27 protein-coding genes, 1 tRNA gene and 1 CRISPR repeat array are annotated in these 21,472 nt (G+C 25.2%); of the genes, 8 read left to right on the top strand and 20 right to left on the bottom strand.

From position 1 onward, the window contains the following. Nucleotides 1-162: 162 nt before the first annotated feature. From L8W69_RS06295 to L8W69_RS06280, 4 genes are all read right to left on the bottom strand, one after another. On the bottom strand, nt 163-654 hold the full coding sequence (locus tag L8W69_RS06295) for a hypothetical protein (RefSeq protein ID WP_263666693.1): 492 nt from the start codon (nt 652-654) through the stop codon (nt 163-165). Then, nucleotides 651-887 carry a hypothetical protein gene (locus tag L8W69_RS06290; protein WP_263666692.1) on the bottom strand — a complete coding sequence of 79 codons (237 nt, stop codon included), beginning with the start codon at nt 885-887 and terminating at the stop codon, nt 651-653. The genes L8W69_RS06295 and L8W69_RS06290 overlap by 4 nt, the downstream gene beginning before the upstream one ends. 922 nt (nt 888-1,809) lie before the next feature. After that, on the bottom strand, nt 1,810-2,091 hold the full coding sequence (locus tag L8W69_RS06285) for a hypothetical protein (RefSeq protein WP_263666691.1): 282 nt from the start codon (nt 2,089-2,091) through the stop codon (nt 1,810-1,812). A 336-nt stretch (nt 2,092-2,427) separates the two neighbouring features. Continuing rightward, nucleotides 2,428-2,661 carry a hypothetical protein gene (locus L8W69_RS06280; protein ID WP_039664628.1) on the bottom strand — a complete coding sequence of 78 codons (234 nt, stop codon included), beginning with the start codon at nt 2,659-2,661 and terminating at the stop codon, nt 2,428-2,430. 157 nt (nt 2,662-2,818) lie between these two features. Here L8W69_RS06280 and L8W69_RS06275 point away from each other — a divergent pair, with 157 nt between their 5' ends. Beyond that, nucleotides 2,819-3,031, top strand: coding sequence for an XRE family transcriptional regulator (locus tag L8W69_RS06275; RefSeq protein WP_263666690.1), 213 nt, complete (start codon nt 2,819-2,821; stop codon nt 3,029-3,031). A gap of 28 nt (nt 3,032-3,059) precedes the next feature. Here the strand turns inward: L8W69_RS06275 and L8W69_RS06270 are convergent, their stop codons facing one another. From L8W69_RS06270 to L8W69_RS06230, 9 genes are all read right to left on the bottom strand, one after another. After that, nucleotides 3,060-3,950, bottom strand: a complete 891-nt coding sequence (locus tag L8W69_RS06270; RefSeq protein WP_087690217.1) for a hypothetical protein — start codon at nt 3,948-3,950, stop codon at nt 3,060-3,062. Between the two features lie 10 nt (nt 3,951-3,960). Then, nucleotides 3,961-4,263, bottom strand: coding sequence for a hypothetical protein (locus L8W69_RS06265; RefSeq protein ID WP_052243697.1), 303 nt, complete (start codon nt 4,261-4,263; stop codon nt 3,961-3,963). A 9-nt stretch (nt 4,264-4,272) separates the two neighbouring features. After that, on the bottom strand, nt 4,273-4,635 hold the full coding sequence (locus L8W69_RS06260; protein ID WP_263666689.1) for a hypothetical protein: 363 nt from the start codon (nt 4,633-4,635) through the stop codon (nt 4,273-4,275). Between the two features lie 13 nt (nt 4,636-4,648). Continuing rightward, a complete protein-coding gene (locus L8W69_RS06255; protein ID WP_039664631.1) occupies nt 4,649-4,834 on the bottom strand; it encodes a helix-turn-helix domain-containing protein in 186 nt (61 codons plus the stop codon). Nucleotides 4,835-5,255: 421 nt separating this feature from the next. After that, nucleotides 5,256-5,624 (bottom strand): type II toxin-antitoxin system HicB family antitoxin, encoded by a 369-nt coding sequence (locus L8W69_RS06250; protein ID WP_214124630.1) that lies wholly within the window; start codon nt 5,622-5,624, stop codon nt 5,256-5,258. Further along, complete coding sequence (locus L8W69_RS06245) at nt 5,621-5,848, bottom strand: type II toxin-antitoxin system HicA family toxin (RefSeq protein WP_043020258.1); 228 nt, start codon at nt 5,846-5,848, stop codon at nt 5,621-5,623. Before L8W69_RS06245 ends, L8W69_RS06250 begins: the two co-directional genes overlap by 4 nt. A 115-nt stretch (nt 5,849-5,963) precedes the next feature. Further along, complete coding sequence (locus L8W69_RS06240; protein WP_039642408.1) at nt 5,964-6,599, bottom strand: hypothetical protein; 636 nt, start codon at nt 6,597-6,599, stop codon at nt 5,964-5,966. Then, the gene (locus L8W69_RS06235; protein ID WP_263666688.1) at nt 6,600-7,736 is read right to left on the bottom strand and encodes a tyrosine-type recombinase/integrase; all 1,137 of its coding nucleotides are present in this window, start codon (nt 7,734-7,736) and stop codon (nt 6,600-6,602) included. A 295-nt stretch (nt 7,737-8,031) separates the two neighbouring features. Then, nucleotides 8,032-8,208 (bottom strand) — tRNA-Leu (locus tag L8W69_RS06230). Nucleotides 8,209-8,315: 107 nt separating this feature from the next. Here L8W69_RS06230 and L8W69_RS06225 point away from each other — a divergent pair. Then, on the top strand, nt 8,316-9,446 hold the full coding sequence (locus tag L8W69_RS06225; RefSeq protein ID WP_263666687.1) for a tyrosine-type recombinase/integrase: 1,131 nt from the start codon (nt 8,316-8,318) through the stop codon (nt 9,444-9,446). A gap of 46 nt (nt 9,447-9,492) precedes the next feature. Here L8W69_RS06225 and L8W69_RS06220 read toward each other — a convergent pair whose 3' ends face one another. Continuing rightward, entirely contained in the window at nt 9,493-9,771 is a 279-nt protein-coding gene (locus L8W69_RS06220) for a helix-turn-helix domain-containing protein (RefSeq protein ID WP_167333027.1), read from the bottom strand. Next, nucleotides 9,771-10,694, bottom strand: coding sequence for an AAA domain protein (locus L8W69_RS06215; RefSeq protein WP_043019841.1), 924 nt, complete (start codon nt 10,692-10,694; stop codon nt 9,771-9,773). The genes L8W69_RS06220 and L8W69_RS06215 overlap by 1 nt, the downstream gene beginning before the upstream one ends. A 117-nt stretch (nt 10,695-10,811) precedes the next feature. On the opposite strand from L8W69_RS06215, the gene L8W69_RS06210 reads away from it, so the two are divergent. The 5 genes from L8W69_RS06210 (at nt 10,812) to L8W69_RS06190 (ending at nt 13,030) form a co-directional block, all read left to right on the top strand. Next, nucleotides 10,812-11,504 carry a helix-turn-helix domain-containing protein gene (locus L8W69_RS06210; RefSeq protein WP_263666686.1) on the top strand — a complete coding sequence of 231 codons (693 nt, stop codon included), beginning with the start codon at nt 10,812-10,814 and terminating at the stop codon, nt 11,502-11,504. Between the two features lie 238 nt (nt 11,505-11,742). Further along, complete coding sequence (locus L8W69_RS06205) at nt 11,743-11,964, top strand: hypothetical protein (protein WP_039628371.1); 222 nt, start codon at nt 11,743-11,745, stop codon at nt 11,962-11,964. Beyond that, nucleotides 11,954-12,223, top strand: a complete 270-nt coding sequence (locus L8W69_RS06200) for a type II toxin-antitoxin system YafQ family toxin (RefSeq protein ID WP_144667570.1) — start codon at nt 11,954-11,956, stop codon at nt 12,221-12,223. Before L8W69_RS06205 ends, L8W69_RS06200 begins: the two co-directional genes overlap by 11 nt. Nucleotides 12,224-12,314: 91 nt before the next feature. Next, nucleotides 12,315-12,650, top strand: coding sequence for a hypothetical protein (locus L8W69_RS06195; protein WP_263666685.1), 336 nt, complete (start codon nt 12,315-12,317; stop codon nt 12,648-12,650). Between the two features lie 212 nt (nt 12,651-12,862). Continuing rightward, complete coding sequence (locus tag L8W69_RS06190) at nt 12,863-13,030, top strand: hypothetical protein (RefSeq protein WP_263666049.1); 168 nt, start codon at nt 12,863-12,865, stop codon at nt 13,028-13,030. Nucleotides 13,031-13,103: 73 nt separating this feature from the next. Here L8W69_RS06190 and L8W69_RS06185 read toward each other — a convergent pair whose 3' ends face one another. Beyond that, entirely contained in the window at nt 13,104-13,577 is a 474-nt protein-coding gene (locus tag L8W69_RS06185; RefSeq protein WP_263666684.1) for a hypothetical protein, read from the bottom strand. 93 nt (nt 13,578-13,670) lie between these two features. After that, nucleotides 13,671-14,141 (bottom strand): recombinase RecT, encoded by a 471-nt coding sequence (locus L8W69_RS06180; RefSeq protein WP_263666683.1) that lies wholly within the window; start codon nt 14,139-14,141, stop codon nt 13,671-13,673. A gap of 947 nt (nt 14,142-15,088) precedes the next feature. Between L8W69_RS06180 and L8W69_RS06175 the strand changes: the two genes are divergently transcribed. Beyond that, nucleotides 15,089-15,286 (top strand): hypothetical protein, encoded by a 198-nt coding sequence (locus L8W69_RS06175; protein ID WP_263666682.1) that lies wholly within the window; start codon nt 15,089-15,091, stop codon nt 15,284-15,286. Between the two features lie 61 nt (nt 15,287-15,347). Continuing rightward, nucleotides 15,348-16,967: direct repeats of the CRISPR family, unit length 36 nt; unit sequence GTTTTAGTCTCTTTTTAAATTTCTTTATGATAAAAT. A gap of 146 nt (nt 16,968-17,113) precedes the next feature. Here the strand turns inward: L8W69_RS06175 and cas2 are convergent. From cas2 to cas9, 3 genes are read right to left on the bottom strand one after another with little or no spacing between them, the layout of a single operon-like run. Next, nucleotides 17,114-17,539, bottom strand: coding sequence for a CRISPR-associated endonuclease Cas2 (gene cas2 / locus L8W69_RS06170; protein ID WP_263666681.1), 426 nt, complete (start codon nt 17,537-17,539; stop codon nt 17,114-17,116). Continuing rightward, the gene (cas1, locus tag L8W69_RS06165) at nt 17,526-18,428 is read right to left on the bottom strand and encodes a type II CRISPR-associated endonuclease Cas1 (RefSeq protein WP_263666679.1); all 903 of its coding nucleotides are present in this window, start codon (nt 18,426-18,428) and stop codon (nt 17,526-17,528) included. The genes cas2 and cas1 overlap by 14 nt, the downstream gene beginning before the upstream one ends. Further along, nucleotides 18,418-21,420: a type II CRISPR RNA-guided endonuclease Cas9 gene (gene cas9 / locus L8W69_RS06160; RefSeq protein WP_263666678.1), complete on the bottom strand. Its 3,003-nt coding sequence runs from the start codon at nt 21,418-21,420 to the stop codon at nt 18,418-18,420. The genes cas1 and cas9 overlap by 11 nt, the downstream gene beginning before the upstream one ends. Nucleotides 21,421-21,472 lie beyond the last annotated feature (52 nt).

The raw sequence follows: 21,472 nt of genomic DNA, 5'->3' as shown, positions 1-21,472 counted from the left end.
AGAGAGTTAAATTTTAGTAAAACACAAAACAAGTGATACTATAACTTTAACCAAGTAATTCCATAGCATCTTTGTATACACTAACTAGCGAAGCTAAAGTAACAAAAGCACCGATAATTAATTTTTTCTTTTATTCTCTTTTATTTTTTCCTTTTTATCTTCTTATTGATTTTGTTCAATATGTAAAATATCAACAAGATTTTCTATCTGGATTTTAAGTTCTTGATGTTGCTCTAAAATATTATAATAATGAAATATAATTTTCCATATTGTGTGTTTTTGTTGGTAGTTATAATGTATTGGGTTGCTAAAAAAATATTTCAAATTAAAAACATAAAAATCTTTTTTAATATCAATAACATCATGGTAGTTTTCTTTATCTATGATACTTGAAGTCAAATTCAAATAATACTCCATTTTCTCACGATAAGCCAAAGAAAGTGCAAACATAGTCATTGTATCTTTAAATTTACTTTCACAATTGTTAAATTTAGCCTGAAACAAAAAGCCTTTTTCTGAAAACACAACTTTAATATCTGGATTATCATAACAATTTGATTTATCTATTTTTAATGTAAAACTACCTCTTAATAGTTGCGATATTTTACCATCATTCATATTTTCATCAGTATAAGCAACTATATAATCTATCACGCTTTTTTAAATTGACAATACTCTTGGCCTACGAAAACTCCATCTTTTATACATATATCAAAAATTTTATATATTAGTATTGTACCTTTGACATAATTTTGGTCTTCTATATTGGTATAAATTTCTAAATTTTGTGCCAAAAAGATATGAAAAAAATCCTTTAGCCTTGTATCTTTTTTAAATTTATCCTTGCAAAAATTTTCGATAATTTTAACTTGATATATATTTACCATGATATCTTCCTAATATTTGCAATATATTTTAATTTAAAATATTATTATTGTGCAACTAAAAATAAATTATATATAGGTTTTCATATTTGAGTAAAATCTAAATTAGTGGTGCGGATGAAAGGACTTGAAATATATAACTAAAAATAAACATCTGTATTACAATATTTTTATAGTAGTTACCTTTTTTATGCAGCCATATTAATCTCTATTTCTTATAAAACTTAAATAGTTTTTGAAAATTACACTTTTCAAACTTTTTTATATTTATATAAGCACCAAAGCCTTATTTTGCGATATTCTAACAAAATATCTTTTAAGTCTTTTTGAAGTATTTTAAGTTTATTTAGCTTAAATCTAATGTTTCACGGATTTTTGGTTTAAGTTTTCTTGCTTTTTTACTCTTTTTTGGCTTAAAACTTAAATGTTTTTTCTCTAAAGCTTAAAAAGTAATTTTTTAAAAGCTTTCTAGGATTTGCATTATATCTACTCACTACCTAAATGCGTTAATTTAACCTTGCTACTTTCATAATCATTTAAAACATTTTTATAGTTGTTTTTCTAGCTCATACCGGCATTTAGTTCTTTAAAATATATAGAGCTTGTTTATTTCTTGCTCTTTTGCTTTTATTGTTATGACTTGCTATGCGGGGGGGGGTAAAGTTTAATTATACCATTTGCTTTCTAAAGAAGTAATATAAACTTATATAATGTGTTTTTCATTTTGATAACAATAAGGTTAAGTTGTATGCTTTTTTTGTTTAAAAAACACAAGCAAAGTACTTGTAGCTCTTTGTTTTATTAGTCAATTTGTTAGTCAATTATATACATTGTAAAAAAACAGCTCGCATTTTTTCACAACTAGCCGGTCGGTGACTAAAAATCAGGCTTTGTAGAGATTTCACACCCCTACCCGTTTCATACTTCAAAGCTTATAAAAACCTATTTCAGTCTTCTTTGTAAGCGATATTTTAAATTCATATTCAAAATCATCATAAGCTTTAATAGCATAACAACTATAACCGGCTTCAATTATCTTCATAAACCATTCAGGTAGCAAAATAAAGAATTTTCCACCAACTCTTTTAACTTTAAAACCGCTTTTAATATCATTAACATTTCTATGAAAATTATCATATAAACCAAGATTATCTATAAAAATCTTTGCGGGTACAGCATTATTAATTATTTCATTTTTACCAAACATACACACGCCTTATTTTAAATTTTACTTAGAAGTATAATATAAAAGATTGATGAGGTAATAAAAGTAATTTAATTTTGTATTTTTTATTTTTAAATTCTCGCCCTAACTAAGAAAGCAAAATGCAAAAACGCAAAATATAAAACATTTTATATAAAATATTATATAAGCTTTTCTTGCTTGTTTTGCTAATGTGTATTTTAATCGGCTTTTAACCATTTAACCTTTTGTATTTAATCGGTTTTTAAGCTTGATTTTTTACATCTATTTTAAGCGGATTTTAATTTTAGAATAAAAGTGTTGATGAGTAAAGTATAAAAATGATGATGTAGGTTAAACCTACACCTTTTTATCTAATTTATCTAATAAAATCAATGATGTGTCTAGCAACCTTTTAGCATTTGCTTTTAGCGTTACTATTCTTTGATTAATTAGCGATAGTGCTTTTCCTATATCCTCGCTTTCAAATTCTTTACAAGATAAATACAAAGCACTAACCAAAACACTTAAACCATCTAAATCATCAGGCAAAAACTCTAAATCGCTGTCTAAAACAATGTTTCTATTTTCCATTTTTGTAATTCCTTTTTTACGATTAAAAATACAAATGTATTTATTTTAAATCATAATTATATATTTTTATATTTATAAATAGCTTAATTAAAGTATATTTGTATTTAAAACTAAATATTATGATATAATTTTATATTTAAAATGATAAGGGATGACTATGCTAAGTAAAGATGAGTTTAAAAAACTAATGAATAATGCTAACTTATCTAAAAAAGATTTTGCCGAAAAATTGGAAGTAAGTTATAATGCCATAAATGGTTGGGGGACTAATGGTAGGGATTATCCTTATTGGGTTAAATCTTGGCTTGAAAACTACATCAAAGCACAAAAATACAATAAAATCAAAGACTTAATAAAAAATGATATGTAATTATTGAGGTGTATTTTACTAAGCAAACCTATACGCTATTAAAAAGATTAAGTGCCTTAATGTGTTTATTTTTGCGTAAATCTTTAAAAACGCTAAATTGATAATTCAGAAATTTCCTTGTAATGTTTTGATTATTTAAGCTCTTTAAAAATAAGCTAAAAAGCTTTAAAGCTTCTTTGATTGTATCTAATGACCTCATCAGTTTATTTTTAATATTTAATCTTAATTCTAATCGCCTCCATTTGCAAAATTTCTCATTAATATTTTGCTTGTGATAATTCTTTTGCTTATGAAATTTATCATATAAAATAAGCCTATTTAACTGCGATAATTGCTTATATTTTACATTATTAATATAAAAGCTTTGATTATACTCTACAAAATCGCCTTTTATATCTAAGTTTTTAAAAGTATCAATAGCTTGCCTTACGCTTTGTTTTTTCATATCAAAATTACCGCTAAAATCTAACGATAAATCTACACTATCTGTTTTAAAACGCCTTAAAAGTCTTGTTAAAAATGCCATTGTTTCTTTTGCGATGTTTTTGCTTGGTTGATTAATGCCATTAATTATAATTTCTATATAGTAACCTTTAGCTTTTTTATTTTTCTTTGCCTTTGCTAAGGCTTTTTTACTATTATATAAAATAATAGCGGTATTAGAAAGGCTTTTATTGCCCTTGATAAAGTTAATATATTTTATTTCAAATGGTGCTTTTTTATCTTTTGCGTTATGGCTTTTAAATTTATCATCACAATACTCTTTTAATTGTAAGTTTCTCGTTGTCTTATTAATATGCTTTTTAAAATCAAACTTTCTTAAAAACTTTTCAAAAGCTAGTTTAGGAATGATAAAACTTACGCTATCTAACCCCACACGATTAAAAAGCTCATCTATAGGGCTTATTTTATTATTCAAAACAAACCCTTTATATTTTCATAGAAACAAGCTTGCAAACACTTAAGTATAAATTTATTATTTTTTGTATTTCTTGATTATCTTTTATAAAATTACCCGTAGAGTGTAAAAATAATATTTTTTCTTGCTCTAGCTCTTCGATGAGGTATAAAACCTCATCCTTAAACATTTTTATAAAAAATTTCAGTTTATCGCTTAAAATTAAAAATACTTCATAATCAAAATATCTAAAGTGCTTGTTGAATATATAATATAGCTTGTTTTGAAAATACTTAAGATTTTTTAAGTTGTTATTGCAAGAAATAAAACCCATTTTGCTTCCTTACTCTAAAACTTCTTTAAATCTTAAGTTTATTTTTATTTCAAAGAACCTTACAAGCTCGCAAAGCATTAAGGCTTTTATATAGATTTCTTTGCTTTCTTGTAAGTGTTTTACATCATCTTTAAAATCTGCAATATCTTCCTCTAAAAAGCCTTTTGATATTGCGTTAAAAGATTTCAAAAAGCTTTCTAATCTTTCTAAAGCATTGGTATAAAATTTTTCTTTATTTATTTTCGGTAGTTTAATAGTTGGCTTGTTCTTTTTGCTTTTGTATTTAAAAAGCTCCAAAAACTCTTTTTTAAAGTCCTTATAAACAAAATAAGAGTTATAAAGAGCCTCGCCTTTCTCACATAGATTAAACATAAAATAATCTTTTTTAATTTACTCTATGACTTAAAAACCACTCTTTTATTTTTGCTGTCTCATAAAATATTTTTTTTCCGATTTTAATATATGGGATTTTCTTTTGCATTCTATATTTGCTTTGCGTTTCTTTGCTTAGATTATAAAGCGTAACTACCTCTTGTATAGTTAAAAAATCTTTGTTTGTATTGCTTTCCATTTTCTATCCTTTCTAAAATTATTAATGGAATTAATAAAGCCTTTAAAAGAAATAGATAAGCTAAATTACAATACAATTCTTTTAAGGGCTTCAACTAAAGCTCTTATAATGAAATTGTGCGTTTTAATCTTGTTTGGCGACTGGGCTAAAACGCACTTTATTTGAAAGCCTTAAAAAGCTTTAAGATTTCATTAAATTACAAAAATATTCTTTGCAAATATTTATGAAGCATTCTAGCAGTTTTTAAAGTTTTTTACCTTAGTTAGAATTCTTATATTCTATTTTGTTATTTTTTGTTGTTTTTTATTCTAGTTTGTGCTAATTTGTGCAGTTTTTTAGCTATTTTTTTAAGCGATTTTAAGTTTTTATTGTAGTTTCCTTAAAAAACAGCAAAATTTTTTACTCATAATTCTTATTTTTATCATAGATTTTTAATATATGCCTTAGCAGAAATAGCTAAAAAAGCACTGCGTGATAAGCCCATTTTCTTAGAATAAAAATCTATCTCATCTATAAGACTATTTTTTAAAGTGATAGCTAGGTTCTTACTTTTATCATTTTGCATAGGTTCAGGTATAAACTCGTTTTTTTCTAAAGCTTCTTCTAAATAACAAGCAAAAGCATTTTTTAAATCTTCTATTGCTTCATTTGGTGTTTTACCATCTCCTGCCATTAAAACAAGTTTATTTAGCTCTTTATCATCAAATTGTGCAAAGTAATCTCCATCTTCAAGTCTTACCAAATTAATCTTATAAGGTAAGTTCAAATAATAATTTATATCTTTTTTCATTTTTCCCCCTTTAAGTGCTTTAGTATTTGCTTTACATAAATTTCTTTTATAGGTTTATGCAAAGGCACAATAATACTTTTTCCATTTTTCTTAAACTTATGATGACTTCCCTTAATGCTAACAAGTTTATAACCATACCAACTTAAAAGCTTTTCTATATTGGCAAAACTTGCGTTTTTAGGGTTATTTTCTAATTCTTTAATTAACTTTTCTTTATTACTCATATATGTATTATATATATAATTATCTTAAAGCATTTTAAAGTCTTATAAGGTATTTTATATTTTATTAAGTATTTGTGTTTTATAATTTTTTTACATTCAAAGGGGGGCTCAACCCCTACTTAATATAATCTAACAAATCTTTATTTATTCCACAAATTAAATCATTCAAAAAATCTTCTATTTTATCAGGCATTAGACCTATATTTGTTCCTTTTTCTTTTGTGCTTATGCGGGGATATAGTTTATTATTATTTTCTCTAAGCTTTAAAAGATTTTCAAAATGACAAGCTCTATTTCTTAGAGTATGTAACAAGTTTAAAACAATATTAACCTTATCTATATTATCAAAACCCTGTTTTGTGTTTTTATAAATAAAAAAGTTTCTATTGCTAGGACTATACTTTCTAAAATCAAAAGTCTTTAACTCTAAAATCTTGTTTTGCACCTTATAAGATACGATTAATTTTGCTACCACACCTAAGCTAAGGCGTGACAATATTTGATGAGGTTCTAAACTTTCTTTGTCTTTAAACTCATTTATTTTTGCCAGTAAAAAAGGATTATCGCTTATTTTTATCCACTCTTTGCATTTAAAGCTTAGTTCATAATCTAACGCATTTCTTATATAAATCTCAAGTATAGCTATTTTAGGAATTATCTTAGATATTAATTTTAAGTTCTCAAAATGCTCGTTTATATCTTTGTAATACTCTAATCTTTGTTTTGAAAAGATAAACTCTAAATCTTGCATTTATTCTTCTTGTAATTTCTTTAAAGCCTCGTTAGCTTTTTGACTTGCCTTAAGTGTATCATTAGTTGCATAAATGTTTATAGTGCTTAAGTCTCTATGCCCCAAAGTCCCGCTAATTACTGCAGGATTAACTCCATTTTGTATTAGCAAAGTAGCTTTTATATGCCTTGAAAAATGAGGCGTCCATTCTCTTACACCGCTAAGCTCTCTTATTTTAATTTCTTGTCTTGCTAAGTTTGATATTTTTTTACCACTAACACTAGAAACAAAGACTAAGCCTTTATCTTGTTTAACCTCATCTTTTAAAGCTTTTAAAGCCTTATAACACTCATCATCTAAGGCATACTCTTGCGCTTCGCCGTTTTTTGTTTTTGGTAAAAATATAGTTTTTCTTTCTAAATCTACATTTTGCCAAAGAAGACTTAAAACCTCATCCCTACGCCTACCACTATGTATAAGTAAAAACAAAGCCTTATAAAGTGAATTGTCTTTGTATAGTTCTAAAATAGCATTTAAAATAGCTTCATATTTGCCTTTAGGGTTGGTAACAAGCTTTTTATTTTGCACCTTATCAAGTTTTAAACCTAGAGTAACATTTTCATTAATCCATTTGTTTTTTATAGCATACTTAATCATAGGGTTTAAAACTTCTTTAATGGCTCTATTATATGTTTTTGGTTCTAATCCCTTATTTTTCATATCATTATAAAACTCTTGCACCTTATAAAGCGTAAGTTCATCTAAATGTATATTTCCTAAAGGTTCTAAAATATGATTATTAAAAATGCTTATTAAGTTTCTAATGTGACCTTTGTGTTGCTCGTTTAAATCTTTAATATTATAATTAGCTTTTATAAAGACCTCAAAAAGGTTTTTTATTAAAATACTAGAGTTTAAAGTATAAGTAGCACTAAAAAGCTTTTTAAACTCGTTTTCATATTCTTTAGCTCTTGCAAGTGCTATTCTTATATATTCGTTTTCATTCCAAGTAGGGCGTAAGGGGATAGTGAAAGCGTGTTGTTTTTCTTTACCGCCGTTTTGCATTCTAAATAAAAAGGCGTTGATTTTATTTTTGTGTCTTTTTAGATGTGTTCCTTTTCCTATGGATATATTATAATCCTTTCTATCAATCGCCATTTTTAACCTTGTATTTTTGCTGTATTATAGCGTATTTAAAAGCCCTATAAACTTAATTAAATTATTATAGGTTACCTTTGCTTTAAGGTTAAAGCCAAAATTGACCTTTTTTACCGCAAAACTTAAATGAATGAAAAGGACGATTTTTTAACTATCCTTTCATCCGGTTACTTTAAAAAGTTACCTGCTAAAAGGTTACCTTTTTGAAATAACTCGAAATGATACAATAGGACTTCAAAGACTTCAGCGTAATTTAAGTATAATTGCTCAAACTATGGTAAAATAGGGTTTTGAGTGGTGCGGATGAAAGGACTTGAACCTTCACGCATTACTGCACCAGATCCTAAGCCTAATGCGTTTTGTTATCATTTTTTATCAAAGTATTGAAAAATAGGCGTTTTATTGTTTAAGTTTATCTTAAAAATAGTATTATTTTATACCATTTTGAGAAAAAAACCGCTACCAAAACCGCTACCACTAAAATCCATTTGAGATACTATTTTTAGTATATTTTTAATTTTATATTATGTAAAAAATAATAAAATTTTCTGCGTAAATTAAAAGCAAAAAAGGAATATCTTGAAAAATCTAGTAAAAATAAAAGAATATAAGGGTATATATTTTATAGACAAAGATAAGAAATTAGAGGATATAAAAGAAATTAGTTTAGTAGAATTGCAAAGAAGATTAACTATACCATACGAATTAGCTATAAGATATTATGAAGGAAAAAAATCAAGTTATGAGATATTTCCTATTTTAAATAACACCCAGACCCTTAAAAAGAATTGTGAGTTAATTGCCTTGCAAAGAATTAATGGAAAATTTGCAAAGAAATTTAAAATTAAAGAACCCAAACTAAATGAAGTGTTTGAAGAATGGATTAGTATGCGAAAAAATACTATTTCTAAAAAACATTATGAGGTAACCATATTTTCATATAATGCACATATAAAAGATATTATAGGAAACATCAAAATAAAACAAGTCAAATTAAAAGATATGCAAAATATTGTCAATAAAATGATTGATCAAGGCAAATCTCCAAGAACAACAAAAACAATAAAAGACATACTTTCTCCAGTATTTGAATTTGCTATTAAAAATGATTATATAGAAAAAAATATAGCAAGAGAAATAGAGATACAAAAATTTGATAACAAAAGATATTTTACTATTGATGATGAGGATAGAAATGCTCTTTATAAAGCTATTATTAATTATGAAAATTTAATGATAAGAGCTATGTTTATATTTCTTTTACATGGAAGAAGAAAAAGTGAAGTTCTTACATTAAAATGGGACAATATTGACTTTGCTAATAAAATTTATTTTTTACCTTCAAGCCAAAATAAATCAAGGAAAAACTTACAATTTCCATTAAGTTCTTTACAAATAGAAGCTTTAAAAAGCATTGGAGTAAAAAATAAAGGATATATTTTTATCAAAGAAGATGGAAACCCTTATAAAGATATAAGATGGCATTGGGATAAAATAAATCAAAAATTAAAAACTCCTATTAGATTACATGACTTAAGACATTTAATAGGATATATAGGTATTAATATGGGTATATCTTTAGAAGCCATTGGAGAAACATTAGGACATTCAAGCATAGGAGTTACAAAAAGATATGCAAATATTAAAAATGAAACTATTAATAATACTCTAAATGCTATTTTTAGTAATTTTAAAACTGAAAAACACTAATTTACAATGGTTTTTTAGGTTTTTCGGTTTTTTTGGTTAAGTGTGATTAAAATTTTAAACTATTTTTAGAGCTATTAAGTTTTAAATATTCATCAAGGTCATCTTTTTTAAAAACAAGTTTTTTGCCAATTTTACAAAAAGGAACTTTTCCTAAATTACAATCCTTGTAAAGTTTTGAAGTGCTTATTTTTAAATAATTTGAAGCCTGTTGTACATTTAAATTTTCATCAGTTTTATTCTTGATTAATTCATTTTCTTTTAAAATCTTTTTAAAAATATCTTCAAGATCACTAGCTTTGCAAATTACTATATTATCCATATCCATTATTTTTCCTCATTTTTTAAGTAATAATAAATCGAATTGTTATCAAAACGATCTTTGAGCATGCACCATTTTCCTTTTTTTGCATATTCTTGCAAAAGTTTTCTTGCCTTTTCACGACCAACATATCTTTTGCAATTTCTTAAGACTAGGTTGATTAATTCATTTTGCTTAAAACGACCCATCTTTAAAATCTCTAAAACAGTTTTTATAAACTCTATCTCATAAGAACTCATCTCAACACTATCAAATTCCATTCTTTCTAAATTGCTAAAATTTAAAACTTTGAATGCTATTTTTTCAAGTATAAATCTTCCAAGTTTTTCTGGTCTTAACAAAATAGAATTCATCTCTTCAGTGTATTCACATCTATAGCTAAAATCAGCATAATCAACAATTTGATGACTATCAGAAAAAACTCCGCTTTTATTTAAATGGTGAATAAAAAGCACGGTTCCACCTTTTTTTCGAATTATTTTCTCTTTTGAAAATAAATAATTTGGATCAATAAATCTTCCTATTTTTCTAGTGACACAATTTAAAGAATCAACAATTATAAATACATTGAATTTCTCTTGAATTTTTATTATTTCGTCGCATATGTTTTCAAAATATATGAATTTTTTATCAGAGCATGTTAAATCTATTACAAAAAAACGGTTGGTAAAATTTTCAAGAAGATTTGCGAAACCATATTTTTTTAAACTCGAAAGTCCCATATCTGCATTTATATAAAACACTCTAATTTCATTATCTTTCTTTAAAATTTCCTTGCAAAAATACAAACAAACACTTGTCTTTCCACTACCACTACTACCATAAAGCAAACCCAAAGATTCTTTCGGTATCAAATCTTTTAAGAGCCATGATTCTTGACAAGATTGAAAATTTTCCAATTTCAATGAAAATTTTTTTATGTTTTCCATCTTATAATCCTTTTTTAGAATTATAAATGCTTTTATTAAAAAATATATAATATTTTTATCATATTTGTATAAAAATATTATACTATTTTAATAATTTTTATATAGGATAATTCTATTATGATAAAAGAAAATATTAAGTTTTTAAGAAAACAACGCAAATTAACACAACAAGAGTTGGGCGAAATTTTAAATGTAGGACAAAAAACAGTAAGTATGTGGGAAAAAGGAAATAACAATATTACACTTCCTACAATACTAAAAATATGTGAGCATTTTCAAATTAGTCCAAATGAGCTACTAGCAAATAATTTAGCGGATATGGAGCTACATAGAAATCTTAGAAATTACAATAGACTTACACATGAATTACAGCTAAAAAATGGCTTAAATGATTTTTTAAAATCAAACATTGTAAATATGCAACTTCAAAAAATATCTAAACATATTCGTTCTCTCAAAGGTGTAGGATTTATAGAGAAATTAAGTGAAAGCTGGAGTGGAAATGGAGAGAAAATGCTTTTAATTCTTCTCTTGTTTATTAAACATTTAAACAAGATAGAATTAAGCCGCACAACAATGAGTAAAAAAGATTTTATAAACATGTTAAAGAAATTTAAAATTTCTTTAAAAAATATCAAATTATACTCTTTAATTTTAAGTGAAAAAGACAAAATAAATACCATAGAGTGGGTAGAAAACAACTTAGATGAGATCGATGTAAATGCTTTATTTATTGATTTAAGAAAAGATGTTGAAAAAATAATTATAAATGAGCTTAATTCGTTTAATTATTTAATTTTTAAGGATTAAAACAGATAATATTTGCTGGTTGTTATTTACCAGCTAAAATTTTGCAACAGAATATGAAATCATTCTGTACAAAGATTTGTTAGTTTTTAAAATAACCGTTTTTGCTATTCTTTAATTCTTTATATTGTATTTTGATTGTTTTATTTATGTAATTTTACATAAATAAAAAGTTTTTCAAATTCACAACAAAATCCTTTATGCTATAATAAAAAATAAAATTATATAAGAAAGGATGTAGATGTCTATAAAAATTGAAATTAGTGGATTTGATAAGGATTTTTTGCCTGTTTTTGAGAGTTTGGCTAAAAGCCTAAGAGCTAGTTATTGTTTATTAGAGTATGATATCCCAGATGAGAATAAACAAAGTTCTATGAAAAAAGCTTTAGAAGAAATGAAAAATGGAGAATATGAAACTTTTAAAAACTTTGATGAGTATAAAAGGGCTATGCGTGAAATATGAAATTAGAGTTTTAAAAGAATACAAGAAAAATTACAAGAAGCTAACACTAAAAGAAAAAGATTTAGTAGATGAAATAGTTTATCGCTTATCTAACAATGAAACTCTTGAAAGAAAATACAAGGATCATAAACTAAAAGGTGAATTTAAAGATCTTAGAGAGTGTCATGTAAAACCTGATTTGCTCTTAATTTATCAAAAACAAGATGATAAGCTTATTTTAACCTGTATTAATATAGGTTCTCATAGTGAGTTGTTTTAAATAATTGAAGTTAAATTAATCAAGTTAATAAAATCCATAACTACACATTAAGTCACTTATGTCACTATAAAAAGAAAAAAAGGAAAACACTATGGAAAAATTATCCCAAGAAGAAATACAAAAAGCTATGAGAGAATGTGTAGTAGGTTCTTATACTTATGATCCAGCTAATCCTAATGGCTATTTTCAAGATTTATTTGATGTAGAAAATGAAGTTTTTGCTAAAGATTATGAGTTTATAGAAAAATGTGGTTTAGATGATATGGTAAAACACAAAGAAAGTGATTGTGTTTTTAAAGTTTTTTACAAACAAGATCACAAAGTTAGACTTCTTAGAGTTAGCAATATGCAAGCAATGAATAGTTTTGAAAGCTATAGGGGTATAATGGCAAAAATAATAGGTTTTAAGCCAGAAGATCAAGAGTGATAATAAAAGCAAACAGTTTTTAAGAAGTTTAGTGAATTTTTAGAAGAATATCATATTTTTCCTATAAATTCTAATATTAGGAAAAGAGATATCTAAAAAATTTTATCTCATCTAATGATAATATAATTAATAATATAGCAAATATAGCACTTATTACAAAAGAATATAATAATAAAATCAATAATAAAAATCCAAGCACATATATAAAAGAGTTGCTAAATAAAAAAATACAAGATAATCAACAAGAACAATTTTTTAAAGATTTAGAAACACATTTTATAACAAAAGATATGGTTGAATATTTATTAAATGATGATTTTGAGAATTTTATTATTAGTCGAACAGCTTTAATTTATGATTATATGAAAAACATTACTTAAATTCATAGGATAACTATGTTATCCTAACTATAAAAATATATAAATAAGATATAGTAAAAACTTTAAATAATTTTTATTTTAAGCTTTCTAGCATAAAATTCATCATAGCCCAAATGCTTGAAAGTATAGTTACTGTAGTTGCTACTGCAGTACCTAAAAGCCAATAAAGCGCTTTTTGCTTAGCGCTAGAAATTTGTTCTGAGAATTCAGTTTTAACTTCAGCTATTTCAGTTTTAATTTCAGCTATTTTGGTGTTAATAATTCCTTCTAGTCTTGCAACTTCAGAATAAATTAAACTTTCCAATCTTTTAATCTCTGATTGAAATAAATCTTTACTTACAAGCTCTTGTCTTATTTCTTCTATAGTTTGATTTTTAAGATTTTCAAAATTCAATCTTTGAGTAGTTGCTCTACCATTAACAAGCTCTTCAAAAGCTTTAATTAATTTTTGTGATTGTTCAGGATTAGAAAAAATACTTTCCAATAAAGCTTTAAAACTTTCATTAAGTATATACTCTTTTTGCTGAGCCATAATATTTCCTTGCATATTTAATCCTTTGTCATTATAACACAATTTATGATAGGTTATTTATTCTATATATCAAGCTTTTGTATTTAACTTATATTAAGCTATTTTATACTAGATTGTAGGCATTTTCAATGTTTTTTGCACATATTCACTATATGCAACTTCAACTATAAAAGGCTTATTTGTATCAGTTCTATAAACTTCACAAATTGCAACCAAATCTTGAGTGTATTGCCATTGATTATTCACTAATTTTGGATAGTTTTTAATCTCGCTATAAGAACGAATACCACCAAATTTTCCGCTTTTGTGAGCAATAGCTAAAAAGCCATCTCTACCCACTAAAGGTTCTATTTTTTCAACCCACACATCTTTACCATTTTTTGTAACTTTTGCCCTATGAGGAACAAAAAATACTTGGTGCAAGAAAGGATCTAGATCATATTTAGTTACGACACTAAGGTAATATTTTATTTCTGTTTTATTGATCTTAGTTTCAGCAGGGAAGAAATGTTTTTTAATTAGAGCGATTCTTTCTTTGTTTAATTCTATATTTTGATTTGTATTTATTATTGCTGACATGTTTTTCCTTTTTTTTGATTTGATAATAAAAAAGGAATAGAAAATTATATTGCCCAGGAAGAGAATAAAAAAATCTATTCCCAACTTATAGGGTGTGCTAAGAAGCTAAAATAAAGACTAACTTTTTCTTTCATTAATGTATTTATCGTTAAAATAATGAGCTACTAAAACCAATGTGCCAAAAATAAGAGTGATAGCACCAATTAAAATAGCTATATTATAACCATCCATTCTCTCTCATTTTCTTTCAAAAAAAGATCATTCTTTAAGAAAGATCGATGATAGTGCAACTATCGCTCATTTGCAAACCATAAAGACTATTTACAAATAATCCTACGCCAATAGATTCCATGAATCTTAAGATTGTTTCGCAGGTATTTTTATAAATAATACTTTTTAAAATTTTTATTTATATTATTATCTAGCAATAAAAAATAAAAGCTAAAAGATATAAACATGCTTCTATTATAAAATATCAAAATCAATTATTTTTTATTATTATCGGTTTTTTTATCTTTATCAAAGTCATAAAATGTCACAAATATGGCAACTGCTATTGCAAAGGCTAATACAATATATTGTCCCATTTTATTTCCTTTTTTTGTTATAAAAATTATTAAATTAATATATTATCTAATCAACTTTAAAAATACAATATTATTTTTTAATTATAATATTTCAAAGATCTAGCTTTTATCAACTTTGTATTATATCCATAGTTACTTTGTTGATATTCTTGATATTTATGAAATCTACAAATTTCTACTAAGAATAGTTTAAATAATATATTTGCAGAAAAAATTGTTTATAAGTTATAAAGTCTATTTTTGATATATTCTTTATATTATTAGCTTAGGATTTTTAATGGGTGTAAGCGAAAATACTTTTGAAATTATCTTAGAAAAATTAAAATAAGCAAAATTAAATAATAAAACAAAAGGATAGATATGTTTAAAAACGAAGAATATATAAACCAGAGAAAAGCATTATGGATAAAAAGTTTTGAGGCTTTTAAAGATGATGAAGAATTTCACAAAGAACAGTTAGAGTTTGCTGAAGCAGGAATAAATGATGGATTTGAGGAAGATCAATTATATAAATTAATCCAAAATTGCAAAAATAATACAAAACAAACTTACCCATAAATATTTAAATTGTTTTAGCTAAAAAAACCAATTTCAGATATTATTGATTAATTTGTATATGATTTTAGTCTCTTTTTAAATTTCTTTATGATAAAATCCAGTTTGAGTAACCTTTAAACCGCCAGTGTTTTAGTCTCTTTTTAAATTTCTTTATGATAAAATTTCTTGGATTAGAAAATAAAGGTAAACCTTGTTTTAGTCTCTTTTTAAATTTCTTTATGATAAAATAACTAAAGCGTATGAGTTTGAAGCAAGAAGGTTTTAGTCTCTTTTTAAATTTCTTTATGATAAAATAAGTGGGATAGTGGATATTATTCTTACTTAGTTTTAGTCTCTTTTTAAATTTCTTTATGATAAAATATAGTTTAATCCTTTAAGTTAAATTGTTAAGTTTTAGTCTCTTTTTAAATTTCTTTATGATAAAATAAAAGACTTTTTCAAAATTTAGCTAGGCTAGTTTTAGTCTCTTTTTAAATTTCTTTATGATAAAATCATTAGTGTTTAACCTTACCTTAACTTGCGGTTTTAGTCTCTTTTTAAATTTCTTTATGATAAAATATAATGGTGTTGAAAATGAGTGTGAATCTTGTTTTAGTCTCTTTTTAAATTTCTTTATGATAAAATAGAGAACTAGAGCATTTAGGTATGCAAGAAGTTTTAGTCTCTTTTTAAATTTCTTTATGATAAAATTATGATGAGAGAAAGTCAAGCGATGATAATGTTTTAGTCTCTTTTTAAATTTCTTTATGATAAAATATGCAAGATTTATACGAAAAATATGATATAGTTTTAGTCTCTTTTTAAATTTCTTTATGATAAAATCTAAGTTTAAATTTTATTGTTAGTGATATAGTTTTAGTCTCTTTTTAAATTTCTTTATGATAAAATGGTGATAATAAAAACGGAGAGAGTAAAAAAGTTTTAGTCTCTTTTTAAATTTCTTTATGATAAAATTATTTTACCTATAAGCTATCATAGAAATATGTTTTAGTCTCTTTTTAAATTTCTTTATGATAAAATAATAGAGAAGCTAAAAATTATGATGATGATGTTTTAGTCTCTTTTTAAATTTCTTTATGATAAAATCCTTCATTATTGAATTTTGGAAGTTTATCTGTTTTAGTCTCTTTTTAAATTTCTTTATGATAAAATTTTTTTAGATAAAGAAGACAACGATTATTGGTTTTAGTCTCTTTTTAAATTTCTTTATGATAAAATAATGGTTGTAATAATCCAAACATAGCAATAGTTTTAGTCTCTTTTTAAATTTCTTTATGATAAAATAATTTAATTAATAGCGATGATAAGCTCTATGTTTTAGTCTCTTTTTAAATTTCTTTATGATAAAATAATGGTTAATCAAGGTAAGAAAGTAGATTGGTTTTAGTCTCTTTTTAAATTTCTTTATGATAAAATTACAAAAATATAACAAAGGTGCTTTACTGCAGTTTTAGTCTCTTTTTAAATTTCTTTATGATAAAATTATTTAGGGATTAAAGGATTAAAGGATTAAGTTTTAGTCTCTTTTTAAATTTCTTTATGATAAAATGGCGATACTCCAAATAAACAAGAATATGATGTTTTAGTCTCTTTTTAAATTTCTTTATGATAAAATGAATTTGTATTAAAAAGCGATGGGTTGGAAGTTTTAGTCTCTTTTTAAATTTCTTTATGATAAAATAGATCTTTATCAAATAAAGAAAACTAGGTGTTTTTCTATAGAAAAAAACCTAAAATATGCTATAATTCTTGCTAAAGAAATTTAAAAAGAGACTAAAATAAGTGGTTTTTGGTCATCCACGCAGGGTTACAATCCCTTTAAAACCATTAAAATTCAAATAAACTAGGTTGTATAAACTTAGTTTTTTTCTTTTCTTTACTTAATTTTTCATTACCGTATTTAAATTCTTTACTTTTTTCATCATATTCAAATAAAACTAGATTTTTATCATCATTTATTTTTTCATTAAAAGAAGCTCCGCCTAAAAGAATTTGCATATTGTCAAATTGTTTTTCTGTTATGGTTAAAACCCTTATATTTCCATAAGGTGGTAAAATTTTCTCTATAGATTTTATCGTTGTTTTAGCTGAAGCTGATCCTTTGCAAATTTTCACATACACGCTAAATTGCATCATAAAAAATCCAAGCTTTATCAATGAAGTTCTAAATTTATTTGCATTTTTTTGATCCTTTTTACTTTTTGTGGGCATATCAAACATCAATAAAACTCTCATAAATTTATCTTCTATCATATAAATTTACCATCATCAGCTCATCATCTTCCAATAAAGCGTTTTTAAAATTTTGAACATAGAAATTTATAGCCCTGTTTAAAGGATAAGATTTATTTTCAAAAACCACCTCTTCTTGCAAAATACCAATTAATTTTTGCTTTGTTTCCTTGTCTAAAAATTCACTATCTTTTGTATCTTTTAGCTTAAATACACATAAATCAATCAACGGTCTAAAAACTTCTATCAAATCATCACAAAGATTAAAATCATTATAAATATTATCGTGTTTTATACCCTGCCACGGCAAAAGCCCACTTATACAAACAGCCCTAACGATAAGCGACCTTATAATAGCATAGCCATAGTTTAATCCTGAATTTATAAAACATATATCATTTCTTGCAAAATCTTTGCCAAATAAAGTTTTAAAATATAAAGCAGCTGCAGTTGATTCTAAGTTTTTAGAGTCGTTTAAATTTATATTCTTAGCCATATTTAAAAGTTCTTTGGATTCTTTGGAATGATTGGTAATTTTTAAAATATAAGCTTGATTTGAAATTTTGTTTTTAATAATCTTTTGCCATAAAATTGCTTTTCTTTGCAAACTTACCGCAATTTGTTTTTTAGCTACTTTTGCACTTATAAAATGTCCCAAAAATGGAGAAAAAATTCCATTTATATTATGGGATTCATCACAAGTTAAAAGTATAATTTTGTATTTAGCTAAAGCGCTAAGCAAACTTGAAGTAATACTTGCCTGTAAAGATTCTAATATAACAAAATTAATATCTTTTAGAAAAATTCTAGCCTCTTTATCATCTTGTTTTATTACAAGATGATTTAATTCAAGACTTAGCTTTGCTTGATTTGCGATCAATACGCTTTTAAAAGCTTCATCATAAGCCATTTTTTTTACTTGATTTTAAAGAGATATTTTCTCTTGGTTGAAAATCTGCTTTTATTTTATCTCCAAGAGGGGTTATAATGTATTTTTCAAATACTTTTAAATTTTGAATCCCTAAATTTTCAACCTTAACACTTCCTTCTTTTGCATTAGAAAATAATAATTTTTGATTAGGTGTTAAATTTTCAAATTTATTATCGTGTTTTTCAACACAAATACTAGATGTACTGATACCAAAACCATTATAATAAGCAAATTCAGCTTCTTGCATATCTTTTTTCTGTAACAGAATTAAATCATTTTTATACAAAGAAAAACAAAATTCATAACTTCCATCTATTTCTTGCCATTGCTTTGGATTGTTATTTTTATCTTTACCAATGACCACTATTTTATTTGGCAAAATTCCTAAGGCAAAATCCATAGTATAAATAGGTATAGCATAAAATTTGTTTTGTTTTTTGAAGATATCAACCCTTACCATAGTATCATTTTCAACATATTTTGTACCTATTTTCCTTATTTTTCCACAGTCTAATGCTATATTTAAACCTTCTTTAGAATTATATTTTTTAATCATTTCATCTTCAGAATAAAAAGTTTCTTTGTGCAAAGCACCTCTTGCTCTTTTTCTAGGTGGTTTTGAAACAAATATTTCATCGATTTTACTTAAAATTTTTTCTCTAAACCCTTCAAAAGGTTCAAAAAATTTAACTTGATGTTTATAATTATCACTTGTAAGCTCTTTAGCGTAAAATCTTGCTTTTAGAAGCTCTTGATTTTTCCTAAAATCTGAAAAAGCTTTTATGATTGAGTTTGTACTATAAGCAACTATAATCGCATCAAGTGCATGATGAAGATGATTATTTCTATCTTTTTTATCAAAACCCCAAGTATGTCTTAAAACGGATGTGAGCATACCATTGACAGTTTGAACGTGGATTTTACTTCCTTTTTCCCCGCTTTTTAAATTTATATTTTCATTTTCATTTAAAGGTAAAAAATTTAAATACTCTTTTGTATATTTAGTTATTAAAGTCGCAATATATCTTGTGTCATTTAAATTTCTATCAATAAAATCTTGTTGTTGTTTATCTTTGAAATTTTCATCTAAAATTTTATTTTTCTTTTTATAAGGAAGATTTTGAACTAGTGTTTGAATTTTGCTCCATTTTTCTATGTTTTTTCCAAAAGCTTCAAAAGGTGTTTTGTTAAGTTTCTCTTGATTTTCTTTGGTAAAAACCAAAACTTTATTCATAAATGAATCATCAAAACTTCTTGAGTAAGGATATATATGATCAACTTCTAAGGCTTTTTCATCTTTTAAATGTTCTATGGATATTTTCTTGCCACTGTAAACACAAATTTCTTTTTGTTCTTTCCATAGTTTTAATTTTAAAATATTTTTAGCACTTGCCTTAAGCCCTATGTTTTCACACTCATTTAAAGCCCAAGCATTAACAGCTTGATTTTCTTTTTGTTCTTTTTCTATTTTTTCTCTTGCTTTCTTGCTAAGTCCTATATCTCTTGCTAATTCTAAATGAATTTTATGTACTTTGCCATATTTTTTAAGCAAAGCATTTAAGACCTTTCTATACTCACTTATAGCTCTATTAACAATAGGGTTGCTAAGCTCATGTACAAATATACTATTGCAAAAAGCTGGAAGGAAATCATGTTTTTGGTTGGTTGTTTTTGGTTTTAAATTTGCAATCTCGCATGCTTCATCATATCTTTTTCCCTCTCTCATCAAAGGAAGTATCATACTAAGTGCTTTAAAACTGAGATTAATATAATCATTAAATTCAATTTCGAGTAAATTATTGATTTGCTCATTGCTTAAATTATATTTTTCTAAAGCAGTTTTAAGCTTAACATTATCTTTTATTAAAGTAATATGCGTAGATATTTGATCTAACTCTTGTCTACTAAGAGAGTGTTCCCCTAAAGCTTTTTTAAATTCTACTAATTTTCTAAAATCAATTAATTTTGCATTTTCAGCATTTTCTTTATCATATTTAAGACTTTTAAAACTAATACTTTCATGCAAATTAATACAAGATCTAAATTTTTTATATGTAATACTTCCTTTATCTAAAATGAGATTTAAAACTTCATCTATTGTTTGAGTTGATACAATCTCTCCGCTTATTTTTTCCAAACTTTTTATTTCGTTAATAATCTTAGTTAAAGCCACGAACTCCCAAGTACTATATGAATTTTTGCAAGCTCGCTTTTCTTCCTCAAAAAAAGCACAAGCTCCTACTAAATGTGAAAAATCTTTTAAAGGTCTTTGAAAAAATGCAACTTTAAGAATCTCATTTATAAAATCTTCACTATAGTTATAGCCGAATTCTTTTTGTTTTTCTAAGATAAGCTTTAGTTCTTTTTCTAAATCACTTGCTAAAATACAATTATTGTAATTATCTTTGGTATTGCGAATCTTGATGAAATTTTTAGTGTTTTCTTTATATTTTTGGAAAAATTCTTTATAAAAATATTCTCCAACGCTTTGATAATTTTCTAATTTCAAAGCATTATTTTTTAAAGCACTTAGAATTTTTCCTTTTTCGACGTCGTTTGATTTTTTTTCGTTTTTGTTCATGTAGCCACGATGTTTTGCTATATGCAAAATCACTCTTGCTAAATCTTTAGCTTCTAATTTCTGAGTCAATGCTTTATATCTTAGTTCATAAATGCTTGTTAGCTTTCCTTCGTAAGCTTTTGGCAGATCTCCATCGTTTGCTATATAATCTTTGTAGTTTAATTTTAATTCTTTTGCAAGAATATGCTTTATAGCAATTAATCTCAACTTTCTTCTTTTAAGGCGTTTTCTAGAACTTCTTGCATTGCGTCTAGGCAAGGCTAAAGATTCCTTATTTTTCGGATTTTCAGCTTTTGTAAATATCCTAACTCCGCAATCTTTTAACTCATCGTTTTCTACAAAAGCCCAGCCTATAGAATTAATTCCTATATCAAAACCTATAACTTTCATCTTTTAATCCTTAAACAAGCATTTATGTTTTATTATAAATTTACAAAAAATA

It is taken from the genome of Campylobacter sp. CNRCH_2016_3089, from assembly GCF_025772505.1.
Taxonomy (GTDB): domain Bacteria; phylum Campylobacterota; class Campylobacteria; order Campylobacterales; family Campylobacteraceae; genus Campylobacter_D; species Campylobacter_D lari_D.
Note: the sequence above shows the minus strand (reverse complement) of the source record. Positions and strands in the feature narration are given on the sequence as shown.

Excerpts from the sequence above, each read along its gene's own strand:
- L8W69_RS06290 (WP_263666692.1), bottom strand. The coding sequence starts at position 887 with ATGGTAAATATATATCAAGTTAAAATTATCGAAAATTTTTGCAAGGAT.
- L8W69_RS06285 (WP_263666691.1), bottom strand. The coding sequence starts at position 2,091 with ATGTTTGGTAAAAATGAAATAATTAATAATGCTGTACCCGCAAAGATT.
- L8W69_RS06280 (WP_039664628.1), bottom strand. The coding sequence starts at position 2,661 with ATGGAAAATAGAAACATTGTTTTAGACAGCGATTTAGAGTTTTTGCCT.
- L8W69_RS06275 (WP_263666690.1), top strand. The coding sequence starts at position 2,819 with ATGCTAAGTAAAGATGAGTTTAAAAAACTAATGAATAATGCTAACTTA.
- L8W69_RS06265 (WP_052243697.1), bottom strand. The coding sequence starts at position 4,263 with ATGGGTTTTATTTCTTGCAATAACAACTTAAAAAATCTTAAGTATTTT.
- L8W69_RS06260 (WP_263666689.1), bottom strand. The coding sequence starts at position 4,635 with ATGTTTAATCTATGTGAGAAAGGCGAGGCTCTTTATAACTCTTATTTT.
- L8W69_RS06255 (WP_039664631.1), bottom strand. The coding sequence starts at position 4,834 with ATGGAAAGCAATACAAACAAAGATTTTTTAACTATACAAGAGGTAGTT.
- L8W69_RS06250 (WP_214124630.1), bottom strand. The coding sequence starts at position 5,624 with ATGAAAAAAGATATAAATTATTATTTGAACTTACCTTATAAGATTAAT.
- L8W69_RS06245 (WP_043020258.1), bottom strand. The coding sequence starts at position 5,848 with ATGAGTAATAAAGAAAAGTTAATTAAAGAATTAGAAAATAACCCTAAA.
- L8W69_RS06240 (WP_039642408.1), bottom strand. The coding sequence starts at position 6,599 with ATGCAAGATTTAGAGTTTATCTTTTCAAAACAAAGATTAGAGTATTAC.
- L8W69_RS06235 (WP_263666688.1), bottom strand. The coding sequence starts at position 7,736 with ATGGCGATTGATAGAAAGGATTATAATATATCCATAGGAAAAGGAACA.
- L8W69_RS06220 (WP_167333027.1), bottom strand. The coding sequence starts at position 9,771 with ATGGATATGGATAATATAGTAATTTGCAAAGCTAGTGATCTTGAAGAT.
- L8W69_RS06215 (WP_043019841.1), bottom strand. The coding sequence starts at position 10,694 with ATGGAAAACATAAAAAAATTTTCATTGAAATTGGAAAATTTTCAATCT.
- L8W69_RS06210 (WP_263666686.1), top strand. The coding sequence starts at position 10,812 with ATGATAAAAGAAAATATTAAGTTTTTAAGAAAACAACGCAAATTAACA.
- L8W69_RS06205 (WP_039628371.1), top strand. The coding sequence starts at position 11,743 with ATGTCTATAAAAATTGAAATTAGTGGATTTGATAAGGATTTTTTGCCT.
- L8W69_RS06195 (WP_263666685.1), top strand. The coding sequence starts at position 12,315 with ATGGAAAAATTATCCCAAGAAGAAATACAAAAAGCTATGAGAGAATGT.
- L8W69_RS06185 (WP_263666684.1), bottom strand. The coding sequence starts at position 13,577 with ATGCAAGGAAATATTATGGCTCAGCAAAAAGAGTATATACTTAATGAA.
- L8W69_RS06180 (WP_263666683.1), bottom strand. The coding sequence starts at position 14,141 with ATGTCAGCAATAATAAATACAAATCAAAATATAGAATTAAACAAAGAA.
- L8W69_RS06175 (WP_263666682.1), top strand. The coding sequence starts at position 15,089 with ATGTTTAAAAACGAAGAATATATAAACCAGAGAAAAGCATTATGGATA.
- cas2 (WP_263666681.1), bottom strand. The coding sequence starts at position 17,539 with ATGATAGAAGATAAATTTATGAGAGTTTTATTGATGTTTGATATGCCC.
- cas1 (WP_263666679.1), bottom strand. The coding sequence starts at position 18,428 with ATGGCTTATGATGAAGCTTTTAAAAGCGTATTGATCGCAAATCAAGCA.
- cas9 (WP_263666678.1), bottom strand. The coding sequence starts at position 21,420 with ATGAAAGTTATAGGTTTTGATATAGGAATTAATTCTATAGGCTGGGCT.